Origin of the sequence: Pseudomonas putida (assembly GCF_002025705.1) — a bacterium.
GTDB lineage: Bacteria > Pseudomonadota > Gammaproteobacteria > Pseudomonadales > Pseudomonadaceae > Aquipseudomonas > Aquipseudomonas putida_J.
Genome location: NZ_CP018846.1, coordinates 579,337 through 602,504, shown reverse-complemented (window position 1 = coordinate 602,504; position 23,168 = coordinate 579,337). Strand labels below are relative to the sequence as shown.

The 23,168-nt window shown below is 64.2% G+C and carries 21 protein-coding genes; 7 read left to right on the top strand and 14 right to left on the bottom strand.

Annotated elements, in window-relative coordinates; translation table 11 throughout:
• Positions 1-162: 162 nt before the first annotated feature.
• Positions 163-612: a universal stress protein gene (locus BUQ73_RS02830; RefSeq protein ID WP_027918467.1), complete on the top strand. Its 450-nt coding sequence runs from the start codon at positions 163-165 to the stop codon at positions 610-612.
• 338 nt (positions 613-950) lie between these two features.
• Here the strand turns inward: BUQ73_RS02830 and BUQ73_RS02825 are convergent, their stop codons facing one another.
• The 4 genes from BUQ73_RS02825 to BUQ73_RS02810 are packed head-to-tail and all read right to left on the bottom strand — an operon-like array spanning position 951 to position 5,730.
• Positions 951-1,811: an HlyD family secretion protein gene (locus tag BUQ73_RS02825; RefSeq protein WP_079226587.1), complete on the bottom strand. Its 861-nt coding sequence runs from the start codon at positions 1,809-1,811 to the stop codon at positions 951-953.
• Between the two features lie 10 nt (positions 1,812-1,821).
• Positions 1,822-2,022, bottom strand: a complete 201-nt coding sequence (locus BUQ73_RS02820; RefSeq protein ID WP_008097766.1) for a DUF1656 domain-containing protein — start codon at positions 2,020-2,022, stop codon at positions 1,822-1,824.
• Positions 2,023-2,026: 4 nt separating this feature from the next.
• Positions 2,027-4,204: an FUSC family protein gene (locus tag BUQ73_RS02815; RefSeq protein WP_079226586.1), complete on the bottom strand. Its 2,178-nt coding sequence runs from the start codon at positions 4,202-4,204 to the stop codon at positions 2,027-2,029.
• A complete protein-coding gene (locus BUQ73_RS02810) occupies positions 4,201-5,730 on the bottom strand; it encodes an efflux transporter outer membrane subunit (protein WP_079226585.1) in 1,530 nt (509 codons plus the stop codon). Before BUQ73_RS02810 ends, BUQ73_RS02815 begins: the two co-directional genes overlap by 4 nt.
• Before the next feature lie 180 nt (positions 5,731-5,910).
• On the opposite strand from BUQ73_RS02810, the gene BUQ73_RS02805 reads away from it, so the two are divergent.
• Positions 5,911-6,858 carry a LysR family transcriptional regulator gene (locus BUQ73_RS02805; RefSeq protein ID WP_027918463.1) on the top strand — a complete coding sequence of 316 codons (948 nt, stop codon included), beginning with the start codon at positions 5,911-5,913 and terminating at the stop codon, positions 6,856-6,858.
• A gap of 80 nt (positions 6,859-6,938) precedes the next feature.
• The gene (locus BUQ73_RS02800) at positions 6,939-7,913 is read left to right on the top strand and encodes a 2-hydroxyacid dehydrogenase (RefSeq protein ID WP_079226584.1); all 975 of its coding nucleotides are present in this window, start codon (positions 6,939-6,941) and stop codon (positions 7,911-7,913) included.
• 97 nt (positions 7,914-8,010) lie between these two features.
• Here the strand turns inward: BUQ73_RS02800 and BUQ73_RS02795 are convergent, their stop codons facing one another.
• The 4 genes from BUQ73_RS02795 to BUQ73_RS02780 form a co-directional block, all read right to left on the bottom strand.
• Positions 8,011-8,949 carry a glycosyltransferase family 2 protein gene (locus tag BUQ73_RS02795; RefSeq protein WP_079226583.1) on the bottom strand — a complete coding sequence of 313 codons (939 nt, stop codon included), beginning with the start codon at positions 8,947-8,949 and terminating at the stop codon, positions 8,011-8,013.
• Entirely contained in the window at positions 8,946-9,314 is a 369-nt protein-coding gene (locus tag BUQ73_RS02790; protein ID WP_079226582.1) for a GtrA family protein, read from the bottom strand. The genes BUQ73_RS02795 and BUQ73_RS02790 overlap by 4 nt, the downstream gene beginning before the upstream one ends.
• The gene (locus tag BUQ73_RS02785; protein ID WP_161492829.1) at positions 9,311-10,735 is read right to left on the bottom strand and encodes a glucosyltransferase domain-containing protein; all 1,425 of its coding nucleotides are present in this window, start codon (positions 10,733-10,735) and stop codon (positions 9,311-9,313) included. The genes BUQ73_RS02790 and BUQ73_RS02785 overlap by 4 nt, the downstream gene beginning before the upstream one ends.
• 146 nt (positions 10,736-10,881) lie before the next feature.
• Complete coding sequence (locus BUQ73_RS02780; RefSeq protein WP_079226580.1) at positions 10,882-11,775, bottom strand: DMT family transporter; 894 nt, start codon at positions 11,773-11,775, stop codon at positions 10,882-10,884.
• A gap of 185 nt (positions 11,776-11,960) precedes the next feature.
• Here BUQ73_RS02780 and BUQ73_RS02775 point away from each other — a divergent pair, with 185 nt between their 5' ends.
• Positions 11,961-12,836 (top strand): helix-turn-helix domain-containing protein, encoded by an 876-nt coding sequence (locus BUQ73_RS02775; RefSeq protein WP_079226579.1) that lies wholly within the window; start codon positions 11,961-11,963, stop codon positions 12,834-12,836.
• 28 nt (positions 12,837-12,864) lie between these two features.
• On the opposite strand, the gene BUQ73_RS02770 is transcribed toward BUQ73_RS02775, so the two are convergent.
• The 6 genes from BUQ73_RS02770 to BUQ73_RS02745 form a co-directional block, all read right to left on the bottom strand.
• Positions 12,865-15,255, bottom strand: coding sequence for a TonB-dependent siderophore receptor (locus BUQ73_RS02770; protein ID WP_079226578.1), 2,391 nt, complete (start codon positions 15,253-15,255; stop codon positions 12,865-12,867).
• A gap of 128 nt (positions 15,256-15,383) precedes the next feature.
• Positions 15,384-16,364 carry a FecR family protein gene (locus BUQ73_RS02765; RefSeq protein ID WP_079226577.1) on the bottom strand — a complete coding sequence of 327 codons (981 nt, stop codon included), beginning with the start codon at positions 16,362-16,364 and terminating at the stop codon, positions 15,384-15,386.
• Entirely contained in the window at positions 16,361-16,912 is a 552-nt protein-coding gene (locus tag BUQ73_RS02760; RefSeq protein WP_152031501.1) for an RNA polymerase sigma factor, read from the bottom strand. The genes BUQ73_RS02765 and BUQ73_RS02760 overlap by 4 nt, the downstream gene beginning before the upstream one ends.
• Positions 16,913-16,916: 4 nt before the next feature.
• A complete protein-coding gene (locus BUQ73_RS02755) occupies positions 16,917-17,243 on the bottom strand; it encodes a DUF3325 domain-containing protein (protein WP_079226575.1) in 327 nt (108 codons plus the stop codon).
• Positions 17,243-18,814: a PepSY-associated TM helix domain-containing protein gene (locus BUQ73_RS02750; RefSeq protein ID WP_079226574.1), complete on the bottom strand. Its 1,572-nt coding sequence runs from the start codon at positions 18,812-18,814 to the stop codon at positions 17,243-17,245. Before BUQ73_RS02750 ends, BUQ73_RS02755 begins: the two co-directional genes overlap by 1 nt.
• Positions 18,811-19,116: a DUF3649 domain-containing protein gene (locus BUQ73_RS02745; RefSeq protein ID WP_079226573.1), complete on the bottom strand. Its 306-nt coding sequence runs from the start codon at positions 19,114-19,116 to the stop codon at positions 18,811-18,813. Before BUQ73_RS02745 ends, BUQ73_RS02750 begins: the two co-directional genes overlap by 4 nt.
• A 162-nt stretch (positions 19,117-19,278) precedes the next feature.
• Between BUQ73_RS02745 and BUQ73_RS02740 the strand changes: the two genes are divergently transcribed.
• The 3 genes from BUQ73_RS02740 to fecA all read left to right on the top strand — a co-directional run bounded on the left by BUQ73_RS02740 (position 19,279) and on the right by fecA (position 23,111).
• Positions 19,279-19,773, top strand: a complete 495-nt coding sequence (locus BUQ73_RS02740; RefSeq protein WP_079226572.1) for a sigma-70 family RNA polymerase sigma factor — start codon at positions 19,279-19,281, stop codon at positions 19,771-19,773.
• Positions 19,770-20,699 (top strand): FecR domain-containing protein, encoded by a 930-nt coding sequence (locus tag BUQ73_RS02735; protein ID WP_079226571.1) that lies wholly within the window; start codon positions 19,770-19,772, stop codon positions 20,697-20,699. The genes BUQ73_RS02740 and BUQ73_RS02735 overlap by 4 nt, the downstream gene beginning before the upstream one ends.
• A gap of 81 nt (positions 20,700-20,780) precedes the next feature.
• Entirely contained in the window at positions 20,781-23,111 is a 2,331-nt protein-coding gene (gene fecA / locus BUQ73_RS02730) for a TonB-dependent Fe(3+) dicitrate receptor FecA (RefSeq protein WP_079226570.1), read from the top strand.
• Positions 23,112-23,168 lie beyond the last annotated feature (57 nt).

Genomic DNA, 23,168 nt, shown 5'->3' with positions numbered 1-23,168 from the left:
TTCGGCCTTAAATGAAGCATTGGCAGGTCCGGCCCTTTCGCGGGCAAGCCCGCTTCCACAGGAGCCTCACATTCTCACAACTTTGTGCACTCCCTGTGGGAGCGGGCTTGCCCGCGAAGAGGCCCGGACAGGCAACCCCTCAGCTGCAAACAAGGATCCCAGATGCCCAGCCCCGTCCTGATCGCCATCGACGCCTCCCCCGCTTCCGCTGCCCTGCTCACCCTCGCCCGCCGCTACTGCCGCCCGGGCGAACACGAACTGCACGTGTTGCTGGCCATCGACTCCACCTTCGCCGTGCACGACAAACCCGCGCCCTACACCGTTGAAGAACTGGAGGAGTATCCCGCCGCCTGCGAGGAGCAACGCCTGGGCGATCGCGCCGTGGCCGAGGCCGTACAACAGTTGCAACAGGCCGGTTTCAGCAGCCAAGGCTGCATGGTCGCCGGGCAGCCGGTCGAGGCGATCGTCAGCAAGGCACAGGCACTGAACTGCGAGTTGATCATCATGGGCCACCGCCACCTGTCGCGGTTGGGGCGGCTGCTGGACCCGTCCATCAGCGCCAAGGTCATTGATCGGGTCGAGGTGCCGGTGCTGGTGGGGGTGGCTTACTAATACCCAGCGAAGGAACAGCCAACCCGTTCGACCCTGCCTGAGGAAATGCATCCTAGCGGCTAAGCCAGTCTTGGTGTGTCAACTCGTCGATCCGGTATTAGCATTCGCAGTGCAGCCCTATGTCGCCCTCTCCCAGAAGATCTGATGGTCATGCTGGTGATGACGCTAGGTACGTATCAATGGCCCCGCATTGCGGGGCCATTGCTTTTGCGCATCGCGCTTGCTGGCGACACGAAAAGGCATTGTGCAGCGCGAGCTAAATCAGCTCATGACATCCCCTTCCTACCTCGCTGTAGTCCAATTCCTAACGACAGAGGTAGGCCCAACATCAGTTCCGGTTAGCTCTCATTTGGCTTTACCACCACCGTACAGGTCGTCCCCGCCGCCAGCAGAAACCCGTCCGGCACCTCATCGATATGAATCCGCACCGGCACCCGCTGTGCCAGGCGCACCCAGTTGAACGTCGGGTTCACATCGGCGATCAGCTCGCGGCTCTGTGGGTTGTCGCGGTCGTAGATACCGCGGGCGATGCTCTCCACGTGCCCCTTGATGCGTTCGCCGCTCATCATCTGCAGCTCGGCCTGGTCGCCTACTTTCACGTGCGGCAACTTGGTTTCCTCGAAGAAGCCGTACACCCAGAACGAGTTCTCGTCGACCACTGCCATCACCGCTTCGCCGGTGCGCGCATAGTCACCCTTGTGGATGTTCAGGTTGGTCACGTAACCGTCCACCGTAGCGACGATATGGGTGCGCTTGAGGTTCAGCTCGGCCGCCGCCAGCTCTGCCTGGGCCTGCTGGTAATCGGCCAGGGCGGAGTTGGCGATGTTGCTGGCGTCATCGCGGTTTTCCTTCGAGATCACCAGGTTGTCCATATCGGCGCGGCGCTTGGCGTTGACCTTGCGCATTTCCCAGGTGGCCTTGCGCGAAGCAACCAGGGCCTTGGCCTGGTCGACCGCCAGCTGGTAGTGCTCGGGGTCGATCTGGATCAGCAGGTCGCCCTTCTTCACCCGCTGGTTGTCCTTGACCGGCACGTCCACCACATAACCGGGCACATCGGCGGCGACGTTGATGATGTCGGCACGCACGCGGCCGTCGCGGGTCCACGGCGTGGTCATGTAGTGCAACCACAACTGGCGACCGATCACCACGGCAGCGGTCAGCACCAGCAGGGTGGCGATCAGGCTGAAGAACTTTTTCATCGAAGGATTCTCACCAGTAGAGCGACAGCGCCAGGGCGCCGAACAGGCAGACGAACAGGCTCAGGCGCAGCAGCGCCGGGTGCCAGAAGAAGCGGTAGCCATCATGGCTGGCGATGAACCGGTCCAGGCCCCAGGCCAGGCCCAGGGCAAACAGGAACATCAGGGTCATGGTGGGCATGTAAACGCCATGGAAGGCGATCTCACGGGGCATGCTTTCACGGAACATGGTGCAATCCTTTCGCCGGTGCCAGCGGCGACTGTGGGTCCAGCAGGGAAGAACGGATGAAGTGCAGGTAGCTCTGCGCGCGGCGCAGCACCGAGGTGTCGAAGTGCCGGGCAAAGGGCTCATCGGTGGCCTGTACACGGGCGATGGCGTGGTCCACCGCGACCAGGGCGCGCTCGTGGTTGCTGGCGTTGGGCTGCAGGAACAGGCGGGCCAAGGCGCGGCCCATGACGCGAATGGCCTGGCGCCATGGCTGCGACTCGGCGTAGGCCGGGTGGATTGGCGCGCGGGCCTGCTCCTTGCGCAGCTCGATGATGGCGTGGCCAACCTCCAGCACAGTGAACATCCAGCCCATCAGCTGGCTCTGCACCTGCGGCTTGCCGGCAGCCAGGCCATAGGCCTGGTGCAGCAGGTCACGGGTACGGCTTTCGAAGGCCGAACCGATGCCGCGCAGGCGCCCACTAATGGCGAACAGCACCTGCTCGCGCAGCTCCTGCTCCAGACGGCTCCACAGCCAGCGGCTGTTCGGCGGCAGGATGATCGCCCCCGCTGCCGCGCAGACAAACATGCCGATCACCATGCCGATGTAGTCGTTGATGAAGCTGTACGGGTCGTAGACAGTCAGGTTGTTCGGCACCGAGCCGATGGCGAAGAACACCAGCAGGCCGATGCCGTAACCGGCGTACGCCGGCCGCGACGACAGGAACGCACCGAGCACGAAGACAGGTGCCAGGACCATGCACAACAGCGGGAAGCCGTCGATCCAGGGGAACACGAAGAAGGTTTCGAAGAAGCCGATGAAGGCACCGATCGCCGTGCCGCAAGCCATCTGGAACGACATGCGCTTGGGGTTCGGCGAGGCGGCCGAAAGGCCCACGGTGACGGTGGCGATCAGGGTCATCATGGCGCCGCTGGGCCAGTCGCTCATCAGCCAGTAGCTACCCAGCAGCAACAGCACCGCCGACGCCCGCACACCGGCGGCCAGCGACACCAGCCAGCTGGTCTGCGCCACATAGGGCTCGTCCCACTGCTCGCGCTCGTGCTTGTGCGCGGCCAGCGAAGCGTGGGTTTCGGCGTAGCTGTACATCTCGTCGACGAAGCGGTAGAGCAGCTCGAACGCGGTATGGAAATCGAGCAGATCGGATTCGCTGGGGCCGGTTGCTACATAGTCGGCACGCAGGCCACGCACCTGCGCTTGCAGGCCCTCTTTGTAGGCCGCCAGTTCCAGGGTCAGGCGCAGCGCATCGGCATCGGTCAGCGCCCGGCCCACATAGGGCTGCAACAGCTCCACCAAGGTGTTCAGGCCCGGCTCGATGGCGCCGACGATCTGCAGCGGGCCGCGGGCGCGAAGGCGCTCCAGCAGGCGATGCAGGGCGTTGAAGCGCGTGGTGATGGCCATGAACTCGCTGTTCATGCGCACCAGGCGGCCGGAGCGTCGACGCATGTGCGGGTCTTCGAAGGCGGTGACGTTACGCAGGCTCTCCAGCCCCACCGCTTCGGCGACGAAGCGCACGTTGCTGGTCTCGAAACGGTCGCGCTGGCTATCGCCGCGCAGGGCTTCCACCACCACCCCGGCAAACACCCCGAAGCGCTGGTACAAGGCGTTGCGCATGGCGGCACTGGCCGACTGCGGCAGGATCGCGGCGCTGACGAACGTCGACACCAGAATGCCCAGGGCAATTTCCAGCACGCGCCAGACAGCCGCCATGAACGCCTGGTCAGGGTGCTGCAGCACAGGCAGGCCGATCATTGCCGCGGTGTAGCCGGCAAGTACGAAGCCATAGGCGCGGAAGGTGCGATAGCGCATGGCACCGGCCGAGCAAAGGCCGACCCACACCGCCAGGCTGGGCAGGAACAGCTCGGTGTTCTGCGGGAAGATCGCGATCAGCGCGACCATCATCGCCGAGCCAGCCAGGGTGCCGAGCACACGATAGAAACTCTTGGCGAACACATGGCCGCTCTGCGGCTGCATGACGATGAACACGGTGATCATCGCCGTACGCGGTTGCGGCAGTTCCAGGCGCATGGCCAGCCACAGGGTGATGAACGCTGCTGCCAGCACCTTGAAGATGTAGACCCAGGTGACCCCGTCGGTACGCGCCCAGGCGAAGAAGCCCCGGCGCCATTCGAGGCTTTGCAGCCAGCGCACGGGCAAACTGGAAGTGCTCATTCGGCGTTATCCGGCTTCTTGTCGAAAATGGCCAGGGTGGCCGGGGTTTTCGGCGCGGCCTGGCGATCTTCCTTCGGCACGTCCTGGCCGGCCTGCAGGCCGCCGCCCAGGGCGGTGACCAGTTCGGCATGGGCGATCAGGCGTGCGGCCTGCACCTGCTGCTGCACCTGCTGCTGGCGGAACAGCAAAGTCTGCGCATTGAGCACGTTGAGGTAATCGGTCAGGCCACGCTGGAAGGCCACCGTGGCGATGTCGTAGGTCTTCTGCGCAGCGGCCACCGACTCGGCGGCGAAATGCGACTGTTCCTTCATCGACTCGCGGCGGATCAGCTGGTCGGAAATGTTTTTCAGCGCGCCGACCACGGTCTGGTTGTAGCGCGCCACCGCCACGTCATAGCCCGCCGAGGCAACGCCCAGCTGCGAACGCAGGCGGCCACCGTCGAAGATCGGCAGGCTGATCGCCGGGCCAACGTTGTAGTTGAACTTGCGCCCGGTCAGGAACTCCAGCGGACCACCACCGGTGGCCATGAAGCCCAGGCTGCCGACCAGGTCGACGTTGGGGAAGAACCCGGCGTGGGCGACATCGATGCCACGCGCCTGGGCCGCGACCTGCCAGCGGCTGGCGACCACGTCCGGGCGCTGGCCGACCAGTTCGGCAGGCAGGTTCGATGGCAGCTTCAGCGGCGCAGCGAGCGCCAGGGTCGGCCGCTGCAACTGCGCGCCCTCCCCCGGGCCTTTACCGGCCAGCGCTGCGAGCTGGTTGCGGGTCAGGGCGATTTCTTCGTCGAGGCTGTCGAGCTGGCGATGGATTTCGGGCAGCGGTGCCTCGGCCTGGCTGACCTCGAAATGGGTGCCGATGCCACCGTCCAGACGGCGCTTGGCCAAGGCCAGGATTTGCTCTTGCTGTTCAAGCTCGGCCTTGACGATGTCGCGCTGGGCGAAATGCAGGCTCAGCTGAATGTAGGCACGCACCACGTTGTTCTGCAGTTCCAGCTGGGCCTGGCGGGCCTCGGCCACGCTCATGTGGGCCTGGTCCACTGCCTGCTCGCTGGCATTGCGCTCACGGCCCCACAGGTCCAGCGCATAGCTGAAGCCGAAGGCGGCATTGTTGTCCCAGGTGTTGGCACCCGACAGCGCGCCTGGGCCGTAGAACTGATCCTCGGGCCAGTTGTGCCGTTTGAGCGTGGCGTCACCATTGACCTGGAGCTTTTCCGCCGACTCGACCACACCGGCCATGGCCTTGGCTTCACGCACACGCGCTGCCGCCATGGCCAGGCTTGGGCTACCGGCTACGGCCAGGTCGATCCAGCGGTCAAGTTGCGGGTCGCCATAGGCATGCCACCACCGCTGGTCAGGCCAGTGCGCGTCGCTGGCCGCTTCGCGAATGGCCGCGTCGGTGCTCAAGGTGTTGGCTTGCAGGGTCTTGCTTTGCGGGGCGATACCCCAGGTTCCGATACAGCCGCTCAAGGTGAGACTAAGGGCACAGGCACTGAACACTTGAAGCGTTCTGATGATGCGACGCGGCACAGCTGCGATTTCCCGAGGAAGAGGTGGAGGGGCCGGGCAATTCTAGGGGGCCGTCGCACTGGCGATAAGCGCATATTCCTGCGAATCTTTGTTACCGAAACAGCGATAATCCGGCTTTGGTCGAACGCACATTCGCGTTACTTCGTGACACAATTTTGTCCTCTACCTTGAGAGTGACCCATGGACACCCTGCAAAACATGCGTGCTTTCAGTTGCGTAGCCCAGCTAGGCAGCTTTACCGCTGCTGCGGCGCAACTGGATACGACCACCGCGAACGTGTCGCGGGCGGTCTCCAACCTGGAAGCCCATCTGCAAACCCGGCTGCTCAACCGCACGACCCGGCGCATCGCCCTGACCGAGGCGGGCAAGCGGTACCTGATGCGCTGTGAACAGATCCTCACCTACGTCGAAGAAGCCGAAGCCGAAGCCAGCGACGCCCATGCGCGGCCTGCCGGCCAGCTGAAGGTGCATTCGATGACCGGGGTCGGCCAGCACTTCGTAGTCGATGCCATCGCCCGCTACCGCGAGTCGCACCCGGATGTGACCTTCGACCTGACCATGGCCAACCGTGTGCCCGACCTGCTCGACGAGGGCTACGACGTGTCCATCGTGCTGGCCACCGAGCTGCCGGACTCCGGCTTCGTCTCGCAGCGCCTGGGCATCACCTACAGCATTGTCTGCGCCTCGCCCGAGTACGTGGCCAAGCACGGCTTTGCGCACAAGCCGGTCGACCTGCTCAAGCACGCCTGCCTGCGTATGGTCAGCCCGGTGATCCCGCTGGAAAAATGGCTGTTCGACGGCCCGGAAGGCCAGGAACTGGTGAACATCACCAGCTCGCCGTTCCAGGTCAACTCGGCGGATGCGATGAAAACCGCAATCCGCAGTGGCATGGGCATGGGCGTGCTGCCGATCTACTCGGTGATCGATGGCTTGCGCGACGGCAGCCTGGTGCGGGTGATGCCGGAGTACCGGCTGCAGGAGCTGAACCTTTATGCCATCTACCCTTCGCGCCAGTACCTGGATGCCAAGATCAAGACCTGGGTCGAGTACCTGCGCAACTCGTTGCCAGAGATTCTGGCGGCCCATGAAGCCGACCTGAAAACCCATGAACTGCTGATCGCCAACTGAAAAAGCTGCTGCACGGCGGCGGTGGACAATGGTAGGTTGCTAACCAATCAACCCCATCCACCGCCCTGAGAAGTTGCCCGATGAAAAAGACCGTCCTGGCCTTCAGCCGCATCACCCCGGCCATGGCCGAGCGCCTGCAGCAAGACTTCAACGTGATCGTGCCGAACCCCAAGCTCGGCGACATCAGCGCCCAGTTCAATGAGGCCCTGCCCGAGGCCCATGGCCTGATCGGTGCAGGTCGCAAGCTCGGCCGCGCGCAGCTCGAAGGCGCGGGCAAGCTCGAAGTGGTGTCCAGCGTCTCGGTCGGCTACGACAACTACGACGTCGACTATTTCAACGAGCGCGGCATCGCCCTTACCAACACCCCCGACGTACTCACCGAAAGCACCGCCGACCTGGGCTTCTCGCTGATCATGGGCTGCGCCCGCCGCACCGCCGAGCTCGACGCCTGGACCAAGGCTGGCAACTGGCAGGCCACGGTCGCACCGATGCACTTCGGTAGCGATGTGCATGGCAAGACGCTGGGCATCGTCGGCCTGGGCAACATCGGCGCGGCTATCGCACGGCGTGGCCGCTTCGGCTTCAACATGTCGATCCTGTATGCCGGCAACAGCCGCAAGGCTGCGCTGGAGCAGGAGCTGGGCGCCCAATACCGCAGCCTCGACCAGTTGCTGGCCGAGTCCGACTTCGTCTGCCTGGTGGTGCCGCTGTCCGATGCCACGCGCAAGCTGATCGGCGCCCGTGAATTGAAGCTGATGAAACCGAGCGCGTTCCTGATCAACATCGCCCGGGGCCCGGTGGTCGACGAAGCGGCGCTGATCGAAGCGTTGCAGAACGGCAGCATTCGTGGCGCCGGCCTTGATGTGTACGAGAAAGAGCCGCTGAGCGAATCGCCGCTGTTCCAGCTGCCGAACGCGCTGACCTTGCCGCACATCGGCTCGGCAACGGCCGAAACCCGTGAGGCCATGGCCAACCGGGCGATGGAAAACCTGCGTGCGGCGTTGCTCGGTGAGCGGCCGCGGGACCTGGTGAATCCGCAGGTGTGGAAGGGCTGACAATGCTCTAGCGCCTGTACCGGCCTCTTCGCGGCTGAAGCCGCTCCTACAGGGACCGCGCGCTACCTGTGGGGGCGGCCGGTACAGGCAACACATTTCATCTAGGCTGCCGCCGCCTGCCCAGTACCTTGCGCACCACATACCGCGGACGATGCTTGGTTTCCTGGTAGACCCGCCCGACATACTCCCCCAGTATGCCGATGCCGATCAGCTGCACCCCGCCAAGAAACAAGATCGCCGTCATCATCGAGGGATAGCCCGGCACATCATTGCCGTGCAGCATCTTGTCGACCAGCATGTACACGGCAAAGGCAAAGGCGAATAGCGACACCCCTGCGCCCACGTAGCTCCACAGCCGCAACGGCACGGTGCTGAACGAGGTTATGCCGTCCAGTGCCAGGTTCCACAAACGCCAGAAACTGAATTTGCTGTTGCCCGCCGCACGTTCCGGCCGGTCGTATTCGACGATCGCGGTGCGAAAGCCCACCCACGACAGCACGCCCTTCATGAACAGCTGCTGCTCGGGCAACTGGCGGATCGCGGCCACCACCTTGCGGTCGAGCAGGCGGAAATCGCCCACGTTTTCTTCGATATGGGTCGAGGCGATGCGATTGTGCAGGCGGTAGTAGAAGCGCGCGCTCCAGCGCTTGAGCGGCGTATCGGCGGCTCGGCTGCGGCGCTTGGCCAGCACCACGTCGGCGCCCTCCTGCCAAAGCGCGAGCATCTGTGCGATGACGTCGATGGGGTCTTGCAGATCGACATCGATCGGCACCACGGCGTCGCCTTCGGCATATTCAAGGCCAGCGAACAGCGCCGACTCCTTGCCAAAATTGCGCGAAAAATTGACCACCGTGACCCACTCGTCCCGCGCTGCCAGCTCGGCGCAGATGTCTTCGCTGGCATCGCTGCTGCCGTCGTTGACGAACAGGATCTCAACCGTCACGCCCTGTAGCGTCGGCTCGCTGCGCACCGCGTCATGGAAGCGCTCCAGGGTGTCTTGTTCGTTGTACACCGGCACGATCAGGGTAATGTTCACGATCCCCTCCGTTTGAACACCACGGTGTGCGAGAAACAGTAGCCTGCAACCAGGCTGGTTGCCGAGAACGTCAGCAAGGTCAACCAGGGCGACAGGCCCGCCAGGTCGGAAAGGGCTCCCAGTGCCAGGCTGAGGCAGCCCATGCCCAGCAGAAACAGCAGATAGCGCTTACCAGTCGGCCTGACGGCGAAGGTGTAGCGGGCATTGAGGTGATAAGACACGGTGGCGGCCACGGCAAAGGCCAGCAGATTGCTCGGCGCTTGCTTCAGCCCCAGCGCCAGGTGCAAGCCGAGGAACACCAGCCAGTGCACCAGCGTGTTGCCAATGCCGATCAACCCGTAACGGGCAAAATGGTGCCAGGTCACTGGCCGTACCCCGCAGGGGGCTTGACCAGCACGTAGGCGTCGTCGCCGACCCGGTGGATATCATAGAAACGGTTCGACACTTGTGGGGTCGGGCTGGCCACCAGCACCTGCTGCCGATCCAGCGGTGGTGGCTGGTAGAACGTGTGCAGGTCGTCTATGCCCACCCGGGGCAGCATCTCTGGCAGCACCATGTAGTTGTAGGCGTGGACCTTTGCCATGGCGGGCATGGCCTGCAAGGTGCCCGCCGCCGCAGGAATCCATGGGCGCTTCAGCCAGAAGCCGAGCACGTAGTAATGCTCGGCCGCGCCCAGCGACAACAGGTCACGGGCCAGCATCTGCGCGAACGACTGATGCAACGCTTTCTGCAAGACCAGCACCCGACCATAAGCAAACGAAAACGACAGCATGAACAGCAAGGGCAGCAGCAGCATCAATAGACGCAAACGTGGCCACCTGGCCAAGGCCTCGTGAACCAGGGCGTACAACAACATCACCAATACTCCCAGGCCCATCAGCACACGAACCGACTGTTCGAACTGCGCAAGCAGCAGGATAAAGCCAGGGACGCACAGCAAAACCAGCAAAATCGGCATCAACAGGGCCGCCATCAAGCCCAGCCGCTCGCCCGCAGCGGCCGGGCGTTGCCATACGCGCTGCAACTCACGCAGCAAGGCCAACACGGCGCCTAGCAACAGGAGCACGAACAGCCAGGCATTACCGGGGGTGATCAGCAAGCTGACGACCTCGGTCGTGGTCCGCAAGCGTGACCACACCTCGGCCAGCCATTGCCCATCAAGCGGCAACACGCTGGCGCGCGTCGAGGTCACCATCCAGGCGCTAGTGGCGTAGTACAGAAAAGCCCCAAGCAGAAGTTGCCCCGCACGTGCCGCAGCCAGCCGACAGACAACAGCCCCCCTGTCGCCCGCAATCACTCGCCGCATCACCTCCAGCGCACAGAGCCCGGCAAACACGTTGACGCCAGGCTGGTAGAGCGCGGCCCCGGCAGCCACCAGCAACGCGCCGCCCAGCCCACCACGCAAGCGCTGCGTGCCCAGCGTGATGGCCCAGACAGCCGCCGCCAGGGACAACGCCATGCTGGCGCCGTCGTACTGGTAGGAAAGGTTCTGCAGGAAATACGGCTGGAACCACAATGGCAGCACCAGCAGCACATTGCTCAAGGTCGGGAGCTCGAACCAGTAGCGCACCAGCCGAGCCAGCGCTAGCCCGGTCACCAGCACCGCCAGCAGTAGCGGCAACGGGTAGAGGTTCACGGCGCCGGGGGCGAAACTGAGGGCGGCAAACAAAGCGACCATCAACGGCCGCCCTACGTCCATCCAGTCATTGCGCGCCAGATGCTCACGGGCATAGTCGTCAAGAAACGGCATGTCGGCCATGAGCAAAGGCACGATATGCACAAGCATTGCCCCGCAGCAGAGCAGCCACAGTTGAGCAGGCGTAAGTGGCTTGTCCCATGACGGCGGTGACGGCATCTCCTTTCCCCGGGTAAAGACTCCCCCGGCAAAGTCTAGTCAGCCGCCGCCGTCCTACCTGGCATTTTTTGGCTGCCTCATGCCATTGCGGTAGCGGGCCTGGGCCGAGGCTTGCGGAACACCAGCACGTTCCCCGCCATCACCGCCACCAGCCCCAGCAGCGCCGGTGTCGTCCACTGATAGCCTTCGGCAAAGGCCGACACGTTCAGCGCCACCAGCGGAAACAGCACGGTGCAGTATGCCGCCCGCTCCGGCCCCATGCGCCCGACCAGGGTCAGGTAGGCGGTGAAGCCGATCACCGAGCCAGGGATGACCAGGTACAGCAACGAGCCGATGTAGCGGGCGTTCCATTCCATGGCGAACGGGATACCGCTGACCAGGCAGTACACCGCCAGCATCGACGCACCATAGACCATGCCCCAGGCATTGGTGGTCATGGGCTTGAGCCCGGCCTTCTGCTGCATGCTCGAGAGCATGTTGCCGGCCGAGAAGCACAGCGTGCCGAGCAGAGCCAGGCCCAGCCCGTAGAGGGTTTCACGGCTGGCCGAGTGATGCGAAAGCTCGGGCCAGAACAGCAGGCCCAGGCCGAGCAAGCCAAGCGCACCGCCACCGAGGACATTGCTGGCGATCTTCTGGCCGAAGAAGATCCGGGCGTTGAGGGCATTCCACAAGGTGGCGGTCGAGAACACCACGGCGATCAGGCCACTGGCAACCCACTGACTGGCGGTGAGGAAGCACATGAAGTTGACGCAGAACAGGCACAGTCCCTGGGCCAGGCAGATCAGGTGGCCACGCCGGCCCATCGGCTGCAGGCGGCGGGTGAGCAGGAGCATGGCGAACAGGATCAACCCGGCCAGGGCGAAGCGGTAGACGATCGACACCGGGATGGCGACCACGCCCAATTGCAGTTTCAGGGCGATCCAGGTGGTGCCCCAGATCAGGACGGTGAGCAGGTAAAGGGACAGGTTCATGGCGGCGGTTCCTTGGGCCTTTCGATATCGGTGTCTGGCTTTTCGCGGGCAAGCCCGCTCCCACAGGGATCACCAGTGTTCTGCCAATCGGTGTTTACCCGCTTGCACAAACTTGCGCTTTTGTCCCGCGGGTAGCTGTAAGCCAGCCCAAGTGGCAGTAGGATGGCTGGCAAGAGGATTGCGCCATGACCCCACTCACCCAGTTGCAAGTGTTCAACGCCATGCACGCCTCGCCAAACGCCCGGCTGGAGCTGAGCGCGCAGCTGGGCGACGGGCTGGCGGCGGCGTTGTGGAGCAACCGCGACGACGCCCGCGACTATCAGGCGCCAAGCCACCACACGCTGTCGTGCTACATCGCCGACGGCACCGGCACCTTCCGCCGCCAGCGCCCGGCCGACAAGGGCGCGCCGGGCAAGTTGTGCATCATGCCGGCGGGGCACGAGTCGAACTGGGTGGTGAACGGTGCAATCCGCCTGGCGCACCTGTACGTCAGCGAGGCGCAGTTCGCCTTGGGTTGCGTGCGCCTGCTCGACCGGGAACCACGTGAGCTGCAGTTGCAGGAAGCGACCTTTCTGGACGACCCGCAGCAGGCCGCACGCTTTCGCCAGCTGATTCGGCTGGACTGGGACGAGCCCGGCGAGCGCCTGCTGGCCAGCAGCCTGGCGCATGACATTGTCGACCATGCGCTGCTTGGCCAGGTCGGGCTGCGCCATGGCCTGCGTCTCAAAGGCGGGCTGGCGCCGAACCTGCGCCGGCAGCTGGTTGATTACATGGAAGCGCACCTGGACCAGCCCATCACCCTGGGCGAGCTGGCATTGCGCTGCAATCTGTCCGAATACCACTTTGCGCGCATGTTCCGCGCAAGTTTCGGGCTGCCTCCACACCAGTATCTGTTGGCCCGGCGGCTACACCGGGCTTGCCAGCTGTTGCGGCTGGGGGTGATGCCGCTGGGGGAAGTTGCCCTGTTGTGCGGGTTTGCCAGTGCCAGCCATTTCAGTAACCGATTCAGGCAGGCGATGGGCGCAACACCTGGCGAGTACCGTTTGGCCTTCCATTCGTGAACCGGGGCTGCGTTGCAGCCCTTGGTGCCTAGAATTCGAAGGTGCTGGACAGGCTCACCTGCCGCGCATCGCCGATCGCCACGAAATACTGGTTCACCGCCGAGCTGTAGTAGACCTTGTCGAACAGGTTCTTCACGTTCAACTGCAGGCGCACGTTGTGCTCGTCCAGCTTGGTCTCATAGGTGGCGAACGCATCGGCCACGGTGTAGCTCGGCAGGTCGAAGGTATTGGTCGAGTTCCCCGGCCGTTCCCCCACATAGCGCGCCCCGGCGCCGAAGCGCAGGCGATCGCCACCGAACAGGCTGCCAAAGTCATACACCGCCGACAGCGAACCGGTATGCCGGGCCACGTTCTGCAGGCGGTTGCCTTGCAGGTCGGGATCCTTGGTCACCTTGGCATCGGTAAAGGCATAACTGCCGATCAGGCTCCAACGCTCGCTAAGCTGCCCGGTCAGGTCGAGTTCGACACCGCGCGAGCTGACTTCACCTGCGTTGCTGTAGACCGTCTCACCGGTGCCACTGTCGAAGTTGGCGACCAGCACGTTGCGCTTGGTGATGTCGAACAGCGCCAGGGTACCGGTGAGGCTGCCCGGCATGTCCAGCTTGGCGCCCAGTTCCCAGGACTTGCCCTCTTCCGGCGCCACCGACGAATCCAGCACCACGCCCCCGGTCAGCGGGGCAATGCTGGAATTGGGCTTGAACGACTCGCTGTAGCTGCCATAGAACGACAACTGGTCATCGACCTTGTAGACGATGCCCGCATGGGGCACCCAAGCCTGGCCACTGGCGTCGGTGTTGGCCTTGAACGGGCGGCCGCGGCCAGCGTACTGGTCGTATTGCTGATAACGCGCGCCTGCCACCAGGATCCAGTGCTCGTCCAGGTGCAACGCGTCCTGCACGAACAAGGCATCGGTGCGCAGCTTGTCGGTCTGGTCGCTGTCGCTGGCACGTACTGCAGTGCCCTCCACTTCCTGACCGTAGATCGGGTTCACGTAGCTGAAGGTGGACCGAGAGGACTGACGGATCAGGTCGCCGCGAAAGATCTTGCGGTCTTCATGGTCGATGCCGAACAGCAGGTCGTTCTGCATGCCAGCCAGTTCGACATTGCCATTGAGGCTCAGGGTGGCGAACTGGTCGCGGCTCATGGCGTTGTGCGTGCCGTCGATGCTGCGCGTCAACGTGCCCTTGGCTTCGTTCACACCGGTAACGCGAACCTGGCTGGCATCGTAGGTCTCGCGGTTGAAGCTGTAACCGAAGTGCAGCTTCCAGTCGTCGGCCAGTTGGTGATCGACTTCCAGGCGATACAGGTCGGAACGCCCTTCCATGTCGTTGAACGGCTCGTCCAGCCGCCGGGTAGCAGGAATGTCCAGAGGGTGGCCGTTGCTGCCGAACGCCGTGCCACGGTCGAACGGGTAAAGGAATTCACGGTGCTCATAGGCCAGCACCACCTGGGTGTCTTCGCCAAGCCAGGCCAGCGACGGCGCCACCAGCGACTCGCGGTGCACGCCGAAGTTGCGCCAGTAGTCCTCGTCCTCGTGATCGACGATAAGGCGGTAGGCGAAGTTGCTGTCACCCAGCGCGCCGGTACTGTCGAACCCGCCACCGCTGCCGTTCTTGCCGCTGCCGTAAGTGGAGCCGCGCACGGTCAGGGCGTTGTACTGCTGCAGTTGCGGGCGCTTGCTGACCACGTTGATGACCCCGCCCGGGTCCTGGATGCCGTACAGCAGCGAGGCCGGGCCCTTGAGCACTTCGACCCGCTCGGTGCTGGCATTGAGGCTGCGGCCCTGCACCAGCGGCATGCCATCGCGCATGATCGAGCCATCGCGGTTGTCACCAAAGCCGCGCTTCATCACGGTGTCTGAGGTGCCGCCAAAGTTGTTGCCTTGGGTGATGCCGCTGACGTTGGCCAGGGCGTCGTCGAGGTTGCGCGGGGCCTGGTCGCGGATCACCTGGGCCGGCACCACGTTGATCGCCTGGGGGATGTCCTGGGACGGCCCCTGACCGCGCATGATCGAAGCGCTGGCTGGCGGCTGATAGCTGTAGCTGTCCATTTGCGAGGTCACTGTGGTGGCCTGCAGGTTGAGGGCGCCGGAAGTATCCACGGGTTCGAGCGTCAGGGTGCGCGCGTCGAGGCGGCGCCAGGCCAGCCCGGTGTTGCCCAGCAGTTGCTGCAGAGCTTGTTCGGCACTGAACGAGCCGTTGAGGGCCGGGGCCTGCACACTGGGCAGTTCGAGGGTGTAGACGACGCTCTGACCAGTGGCACGGCTGAAGGCATTCAGGGCTTGCGCCAGCGGCTGGCTGGGCTGGGCGAATGCGTGCAGTTGAAGTTGCTCGGCAGCCATGAGGCCAGGGGCCGCGGTGATGGCCGAGCACGCTGAAAGGCCGAGCCAGAGGGGAACGCAACGTGGGGTGAACTTCATGGACGCTGACCTGTGAGAGGGCTATTACTGCGAATGAATCGCACTTCCACTCATTACACGGATGCCACCTGCTGTTACCTCATCCGCTTTCGCAATTTTTTTTCTGCACCGCTTTCGGGTACAGGCGACTACCGAATGACGGTCAAGCGCCCGAGCAAGGTCTGTCGAGAAAACCCGAGCACTTTGCCCAACGAATCCAATGCCAGCAGCGGCTCATCCGCCGGGAAGCTACCGCTGACCTTGCGCTGCCCCAACTCGCCGTCGAGCAAGACGATACGCCCCGGGTAGTAACGGCCCAGGTCTGCCACCACCTGCGCCAGCGGCACCTGGTAATAATTCAGCCAGCCCTGGCGCCAGGCCAGCCGGCTTTCGCTGTCCACACTCGACAGCTCGCCGGCATGCCCGTCGGCATAGGCCAGCTGCTGGTTGGCTGTCAGTACCTGGCCTGCCTGCCCCACCGCCGGTACAACCGCTACCCGCCCGCTGCGCACAATGACCTGCGCGCCCTGCCCTTGGTCACGCACTTCGAACTGCGTACCCAGCACCCGGACTTCGCCGCCAGCAGCCTCCACCACGAATGGCTGCCCCGTGTGGGTAACCTGGAAGAACGCTGCGCCATGCAACAGGCGCACGCGGCGTTCGCCTTGCTGGAAGTCCACGGTGATGGCGCTGCCAGCATCCAGGGTCACCTGCGACTGGTCTGCCAGGGTCACCTGGCGCAGCGCATCACGGCTGCTGAAGTCGGCCTGCAAGTCCAGCAACCAGTCGCTCGGCCGCCAGCCGCCCGCCACACTGACAGCCAGCACCAGGCACGCGGCTGCCAACGCCATGCCGGCGCGCCGCCAATGCCCTTGGCCAGGTGGCTTGGCCATGGCCAGCAAGTAGCGTTGCAAGGCCGCATCTTCTTCCTCGGCCAGGCGCGCTGCCGGTGCTTCGCTGAGCTGCCACAGCAACTGGGCCTCGGCGTAGGCTTCGCGATGCCTGGGGTCGGCCAGCAACCAGCGCTTGAACTCAGCACTGCTGGCGGCTTCCGGCTGCTCATTGATGCGCATCAACCACTGCAAGGCAGCCTCGGACTGGGCAGCGGTGATCAGGTCTGGATGGCTCATCGGCGGGCGCTCCCAGGCCTGCGAGTGAAGATCGCGGGCTCGGCAACACTGGCCTTGCACGCTTCGAGGGCGCGCATCATATGCTTTTCCACGGCACTCTGGGAAAGCTGCATGGCTTTGGCGATTTCGCCGTACTTGCAGCCGTGGATACGATTGAGCAGAAAGATCTGCCGGGTACGCTCGGGCAGGGCACGCAGGGCGGTTTCGATGCGCTGCAAGTCATGATCGATTTCAACGGCCTGCTCTGGCGCCTGGACCAGGCCATCTTCATCCACCGGCAGTGATGCTTCGGCGACGCGTTCGCGGCTGCCTTCACTGCGCAAATGGTCGATGGCCAGGTTACCGGCACAGCGCAACAGATAGGTGTCGAGCGCTTCGACCTTGAAGTCGGGCCGGCGCCAGAAGCGCAGGAACAGCTCCTGCACCAGGTCCGAGGCCGTGGCACGGCAGCCTACCCGGCGGCTGACCAGGGCCTCCATGCGCGCACGCTGGGCCAGGAACACCTGGACGAAACGCGCCCGCGTGCCTTCGCTATCGGGTTCAGTCAAGGCATCACCCGGCCAGCACCGCCAACAGCGGACCAAGCACCAGGCTGACAGCCGCAAGGCCCAACAACAGGCGCGGCATGTACGGCAAACCGAACACCCACAAGGTAACGCCCGCCATCAGCAAGGCGATCCACTCCACCAAACCATGCGCCCAGCCACGCCAGTGAACGGCGAGTACCAGCGACAGCATCAGCAACAGCCAGCCGCCGATGCGCAACCCGCGCAGCTGGGCCGGGCCAGGCTTGCGTTTGAGCAGCTCGCTGAAGTGCTTTTCCATCGCCAGGCACAGCGCGGCGAAACCTGCGAAACCGATCAGGGCAATGCTCAGCATCACTGCACCTCGACCATTTCAGACGAAACCTTGGCCGCCTTCGGTGCGCGTTTTGCGGCGGGCTTCGGCGGGCGCAGCATCTTGCTCGCGGCCCAGGCCAGGAACAGCCCGCACGCCAGGGCGGTGAGGTCGAACCCGGCCATGGCCCAGTCACCAGCAGACACAGAGGCGTTCAGCCCTTGGTCGGTGCTCAGGGCGTTGAGCAGTGGCAACAAGGCAAAGGCCACTGCGCCTAGCGCCAGTTGCTCACCCCAGGCCTTGCGCCCCGGGCGCAGCACGGCATGCAGCAACGACGCCAGCCAGACCAGGAAGAACGTGTTCACTTCCCAGTCAGCCCGCCCTTGCAGGGCGACGGGCAACAGCCGGTTGGCCCAGAAGAACCCGGCCACGGCCAGGATCAGGCCACTCATGCTGGCGATGTTCAGCACTTCGACCAGGCGCAGCTCGCCCGGCAGGCGTTCGCTCTTGGCATGTTTGAGCTGGCGCTTGCCCAGCCACATCACCAGGCCGGTGCCGATCACCGCAGTGCCGCCAAGCCCGAAGGCAAAGTACAACCAGCGCAGCCACGGCCCGGCGTAGTTGCCCATGTGCAGGCCGGCAAAACTGAACGAGGTCATCATCGTGGCGCTTTCTGGTGCGCCCTGTTTCAGCAGCTCGCCGGTGGCACCATCGAAGGTCCAGTTGGCACTGCGCTTGTAGGGGACGTTGTCCGCCGATGACTGGGAGAAGGTGACACGAGCATTGCGATCACCTGCGTTCTGCACCTGGATGAAGCCCATGCGTGCGCCCGGCACCTGCTCCTGGACCTTGGCATAGAGGCTCGCCAGCGGCACCAGTGGCGTAGCCACATTGGCCACCTTCGGGGCCTCGTCGCGGCCGAACAGGTCATTGAAATACCCGCTGGTATCGCCGTAGCTGGCCATGATCCCTGCCGGCATGACCATGTACATGAACAGCACCAGGCTGCTGTAGCTGATCATCAGGTGGAACGGCAGCACCAGCACGCCGATGGCGTTGTGGCCGTCCAGCCACGAACGCTGGCCCTTGCCGGGGCGGAAGGTGAAGAACTCCTTGAAGATCTTCTTGTGGGTGATGATCCCGGTGACCAGCCCCAGCAACATGATGAAGGCGCACAGGGTGGACAGCCAGCGGCCCCATGGGTACGGCATCTGCAGCTCGAAATGGAAGCGGTAGAAGAACTCGCCGCCACGGCTGTCACGCGCCTCGACCGGCTGCCCGCTCTGCGCGTCCAGGTCTTTTCTGACAAAGCCACGACGCCCGCCTTCGGGGTCGCGCCAGCCCACGGTCAAGGCAGCGTCGCGCTCGTTGGGCAGGCGAATCATCCAGCTGCCCGAATGCGCGGCGTTGCTTTCCAGATAGCGCTGGGCCAGCCCCAGGCTGGCCACCGGATCGAGCGCATGGCGGCGTACTTCCGGCTGCGCCCAGTGGCTGACTTCTTCCTTGAAGTAAGACAGGGTGCCGGTGAGGAAGATGGCGAACAGCAGCCAGCCAAAGATCAGGCCGGTCCAGGTGTGCAGCCAGGCCATGGCCTGACGGAAGCCTTCCTTCATGGGTTTTTCATCCAGTAGGCGAACCCGCCGAGCAGCCCCAGCACCAGGCTTGGCAGCAACACGCCAAGCCAGGCGCGCCAGGCGCTGCGGCAGGCGAAGCACCAGATGAAGGCCAGCAGGTAGAACACGAACGAGAGCATCAGGCCGGTCAGGGTGGCGTCGACCTGGGGCAACGGCAGCAACAGGGCAAGGCAGACACTCAGCAGCGACGCCAGCAGATAGCCGCCCAGCAATGCGGCCAGGCTGCGTGAAACCACGGCCATGCGGTAGCTGAGAGGGAGTCCGGCGGCGCTGCGCTTCATGACGTTTGTCCGGGAAATGGGGCTGCAATAGTAATGATTTCAATTCTCATAAGCAAAGACTGAGACACCAACGGTCAGAGGATTGCCGAGGAGCGCACACTCCCACTACAATGCGAACAATTCTTACTACCAGTTGCGCTAGTCGGCGCCGGAGTATCCTCGGTGTCCAGCGCCCTCTCTTCCACGGTCGAAGGCCTCTACCACGCTCATCACACCTGGCTGACGGGCTGGCTGCGCCGTCGCCTGGGCTGCCCGCAGAGCGCTGCCGACCTGGCTCAGGACACCTATGTGCGCCTGCTGCAGGCGCGCGAAGCCCCGCAACTGGTCGAGCCACGGGCGTTTCTCGCCACCGTGGCCAAGCGCGTGCTGTGCAACCACTTCCGCCGTCAGGAACTGGAGCGCGCCTACCTCGAAGCGCTGGCCCAGGTCCCGGAGTGCGTCGCCCCGAGTGAAGAGCAGAAAGCGATCATCTTCGAGACCCTGCTGGAGCTGGACCGCTTGCTCGATGGCCTGCCAGCGCTGGTCAAGCGCGTGTTCCTGCTGGCTCAGGTCGACGGCCTGGGCCAGACCGAGATTGCCCGCGAGCTGGGCATTTCGCTGGCTACGGTCAAGCGCTACCTGAACAAGGCAGCCATGCGCTGCTACTTCGCCCTGTGAACCCGTCGTTTTCGCCACAGGTGGCCGAACAGGCCGTGCACTGGCTGATCGAGTCCCAGGGCGACGACTTCGACCACAGCCAGCAACAGGCGCTGCAGCGCTGGCTGTTGTCCAATGACGAACATCAGCGTGCCTGGGCGCATATCCAGCAGGTCAACCAGCGCCTGCGCGGGGTAGCCTCGCCAGTGGTGCATGCCACGCTGCAGGCTCCGCACTCCCCTGCCCGGCGCCGCGCGCTCAAGGCGCTGTTGCTGTTCGGCGTGGCCAGCGCCACGGGCCTGGGCCTGCATTCGCACAATCCGCTACCGGGCCTGATGGCCGACTACCGCAGCCCGCTTGGGCAACGGCGGCGGATGCAGCTGGACGATGGCAGCCTGCTGCAACTCAATACCCGCAGCGCCGCCGACGTGCGCTTCGATGGCCAGCAACGTCAGGTACGGCTGCTCGAGGGTGAACTGGCGCTGGACGTGGCAAATGACACACGCCCCTTACTGCTGCGTACCGATCAGGGCGCCGTGCGCCTGGATAGCGGGCGCTTCAACGTGCGTGAGTTCGACGGCTTCAGCCTGGTTTCGGTATTCAGCGGCAAGGCCAGCTTTGCCGGCCACGCGCTGCTCGCCGGGCAGCGTGCCCGCTTCACCGCACAAGGCTGGCAGGCCATCACGCCAGTGGACCGCAACAGCGGCGCCTGGGTCGACGGCATGCTGGTGGCAGCACAGATGCGCCTGGCAGACTTCCTCGCCGAGCTTGGCCGCTATCGCCAGGGGCAACTGGGTTGCAGCGAGACGGTCGCCAATCTGCGGGTTTCCGGCTCGTATCCGCTGGATGACAGCGAGCAGATCCTGCACATGCTGGAAGTGGCACTGCCAGTGCGGGTGCGGCGCTTCACCCGCTACTGGGTAACGGTCGAGCCTCGGCTTGGTTGAGAATTTTTTCAATCACCTGAGCCGATTCCACACACTCGCGTGACAGAGAAGGCAGAACCCCTTCTCACAGGACCCATGTCGATGCCCCTGCGCCCCCACCCGCTCGCTCACGCCCTGCTGCTCGTCACCAGCCTCGGCTTCACCAGCCCTTCCCTGTTCGCCGCCGAAGCGCGTACCTACCACATCGCCGCCGGCTCGCTGGAAGAGGCCCTGAACCAGTTCGGCCGCGAGAGCGGCGCGTTGATCTCGTTCGGCTCGCAGCTCACCCAGGGCCTCGCCAGCCAAGGGCTGGATGGCCAGTACGAAGTCGCCCAAGGCCTCGATGCGCTGTTGCGTGGCAGTGGCCTGCAAGCTCGCCAGGAGACCGGCAACGCCTTCAGCCTGCAGCCGATTGCCGCAGCAGCCCCGGGCGCTGCCGTGGAGCTCGGCGCCTCGACCGTGGTTGGCGACTGGCTGGGCGAGGCGCAGCAGGACAACGTCTTCGAGCACCCCGGCGCGCGTGACGTGGTGCGCCGCGAGGAGTTCGAACGCAGCGGCGCCAGCACCGCGCGAGAAGTGCTCAACCGCATCCCCGGTGTAAACGCCCCGGACAACAACGGCACCGGCAGCCACGACCTGGCACTGAACTTCGGCATTCGCGGCCTCAACCCGCGCCTGGCATCGCGCTCGACCGTGCTGATGGACGGCATCCCGGTACCGTTCGCGCCGTATGGCCAGCCACAACTGTCACTGGCGCCCATCAGCATGGGCAACATGGATGCAGTAGACGTGGTACGCGGCGGCGGCGCCGTGCGCTACGGCCCGCAAAACGTCGGCGGCATCGTCAACTTCGTCACCCGTGCCATCCCCGAGGAGGCGACCTTCAAGGCCGCCATGCAGAACCAGATCAGCCCCTCGTCAAGCCATGATGGCTTCAAGAACAGCGCCAACCTGCTGGTCGGTGGCACCAATCAAAACGGCCTGGGCGGTGCCCTGCTGTACTCCGGTGTTCGCGGGGGTGACTGGCGCGAGCACAGCGATACGCAGATCGACGACCTGATCCTCAAGGGCAAGCTGCAACTGGACGAAGCCAACAGCCTGCATGCCATGGCCCAGTACTACGAGGGTGAAGCGCAGATGCCTGGCGGCCTGAGCACGGCCGATTTCGACGACGACCCGTATCAGTCGACTCGCCTGAAGGACAAGTTCTGGGGCCGTCGCACGCTGTTCAACGTTGGCTACGACTACAAGCAGGACGACCGACAGTTCAGCGTCAACAGCTTCTTCACCAAGACCCTGCGCAGCGGCTACCTGGACCAGGGCAGCTTCGTTTCACTGTCGCCACGCGAATACTGGGTACGTGGCATCGAGACCCGTTTTTCGCAAGGTGTCGCCCTGGGTGAAAGCTGGCACGAACTGGGCATCGGCTACCGCTACGTCAACGAAGCCGGGCACGAACTGCGCTACCGCGAACCGACCAGCGCCGACCGCCTGCCGACCACCGCCAGCCGCAACGACCGCGACACCCGTGGCAGCACCGAGGCGCATGCAATCTACCTGGACGACCGCATCGACATCGGCCGCTGGACCATTACCCCGGGCATCCGCTACGAGATGATCGACTCCGAGCAGAGCAACAAGATCAACGGTGTACGCTACCAAGGCAGCTACAACACCGCCCTGCCAGCGCTGAACGTGATGTACCACCTGACCGACCAGTGGAACCTGTATGCCAACACCGAAGGCTCGTTCGGCAGCGTGCAGTACAGCCAGATGCCCAACCGCGTCAGCAGCGGCGAAGTGAAACCGGAAAAAGCACGCACCTGGGAGCTCGGTACCCGCTATGACAGCGGCGACCTGCAGGCCGAAATCGGTGTTTTCCTGATCAATTTCGATAACCAGTACGAGAGCAACCAGACCAACGATTCGGTGATCGCCCGTGGCGAGACCCGCCACCAAGGCGTCGAGACCAGCGTACGCTATGCACTGGATGGCCTGAGCCCGGCACTGGCCGGTTTCGACGTGCATGCCAGCTATGCCTTCGTTGACGCGACCATCCGCGAAGATGGCCCGAACAAGGGCAATCAGGTGCCGTTCTCGTCGCGACACAAAGGCAACCTGGGCGTGGGTTACACCGAAGGGCCCTGGCAGTTGAACCTGGATGGCAGCTTCCAGAGCAGCCAGTACGCCGACAACGCCAACACCCATGCAGAAAGCGCCGATGGCAGCACCGGGCGCATCCCGGGTTACATGCTGGTCAGCACCCGCGCCGGCTACGACTTCGGCCCGCAGCTGTCCAACCTGAAGCTCGCCGTGGGGGTGAAGAACCTGTTCAACCGCGAGTACTACACGCGCTCGTTCGACGACAACAACAAGGGCAAGTACGTGGGTGAGCCGCGCACCTTGTATGTGCAGACCTCGGTGGAATTCTGAGGCAACAGCCCGGAGGTATGGGAGCCGCGCTTGCCGGCGATGGGCTGCAAAGCAGCC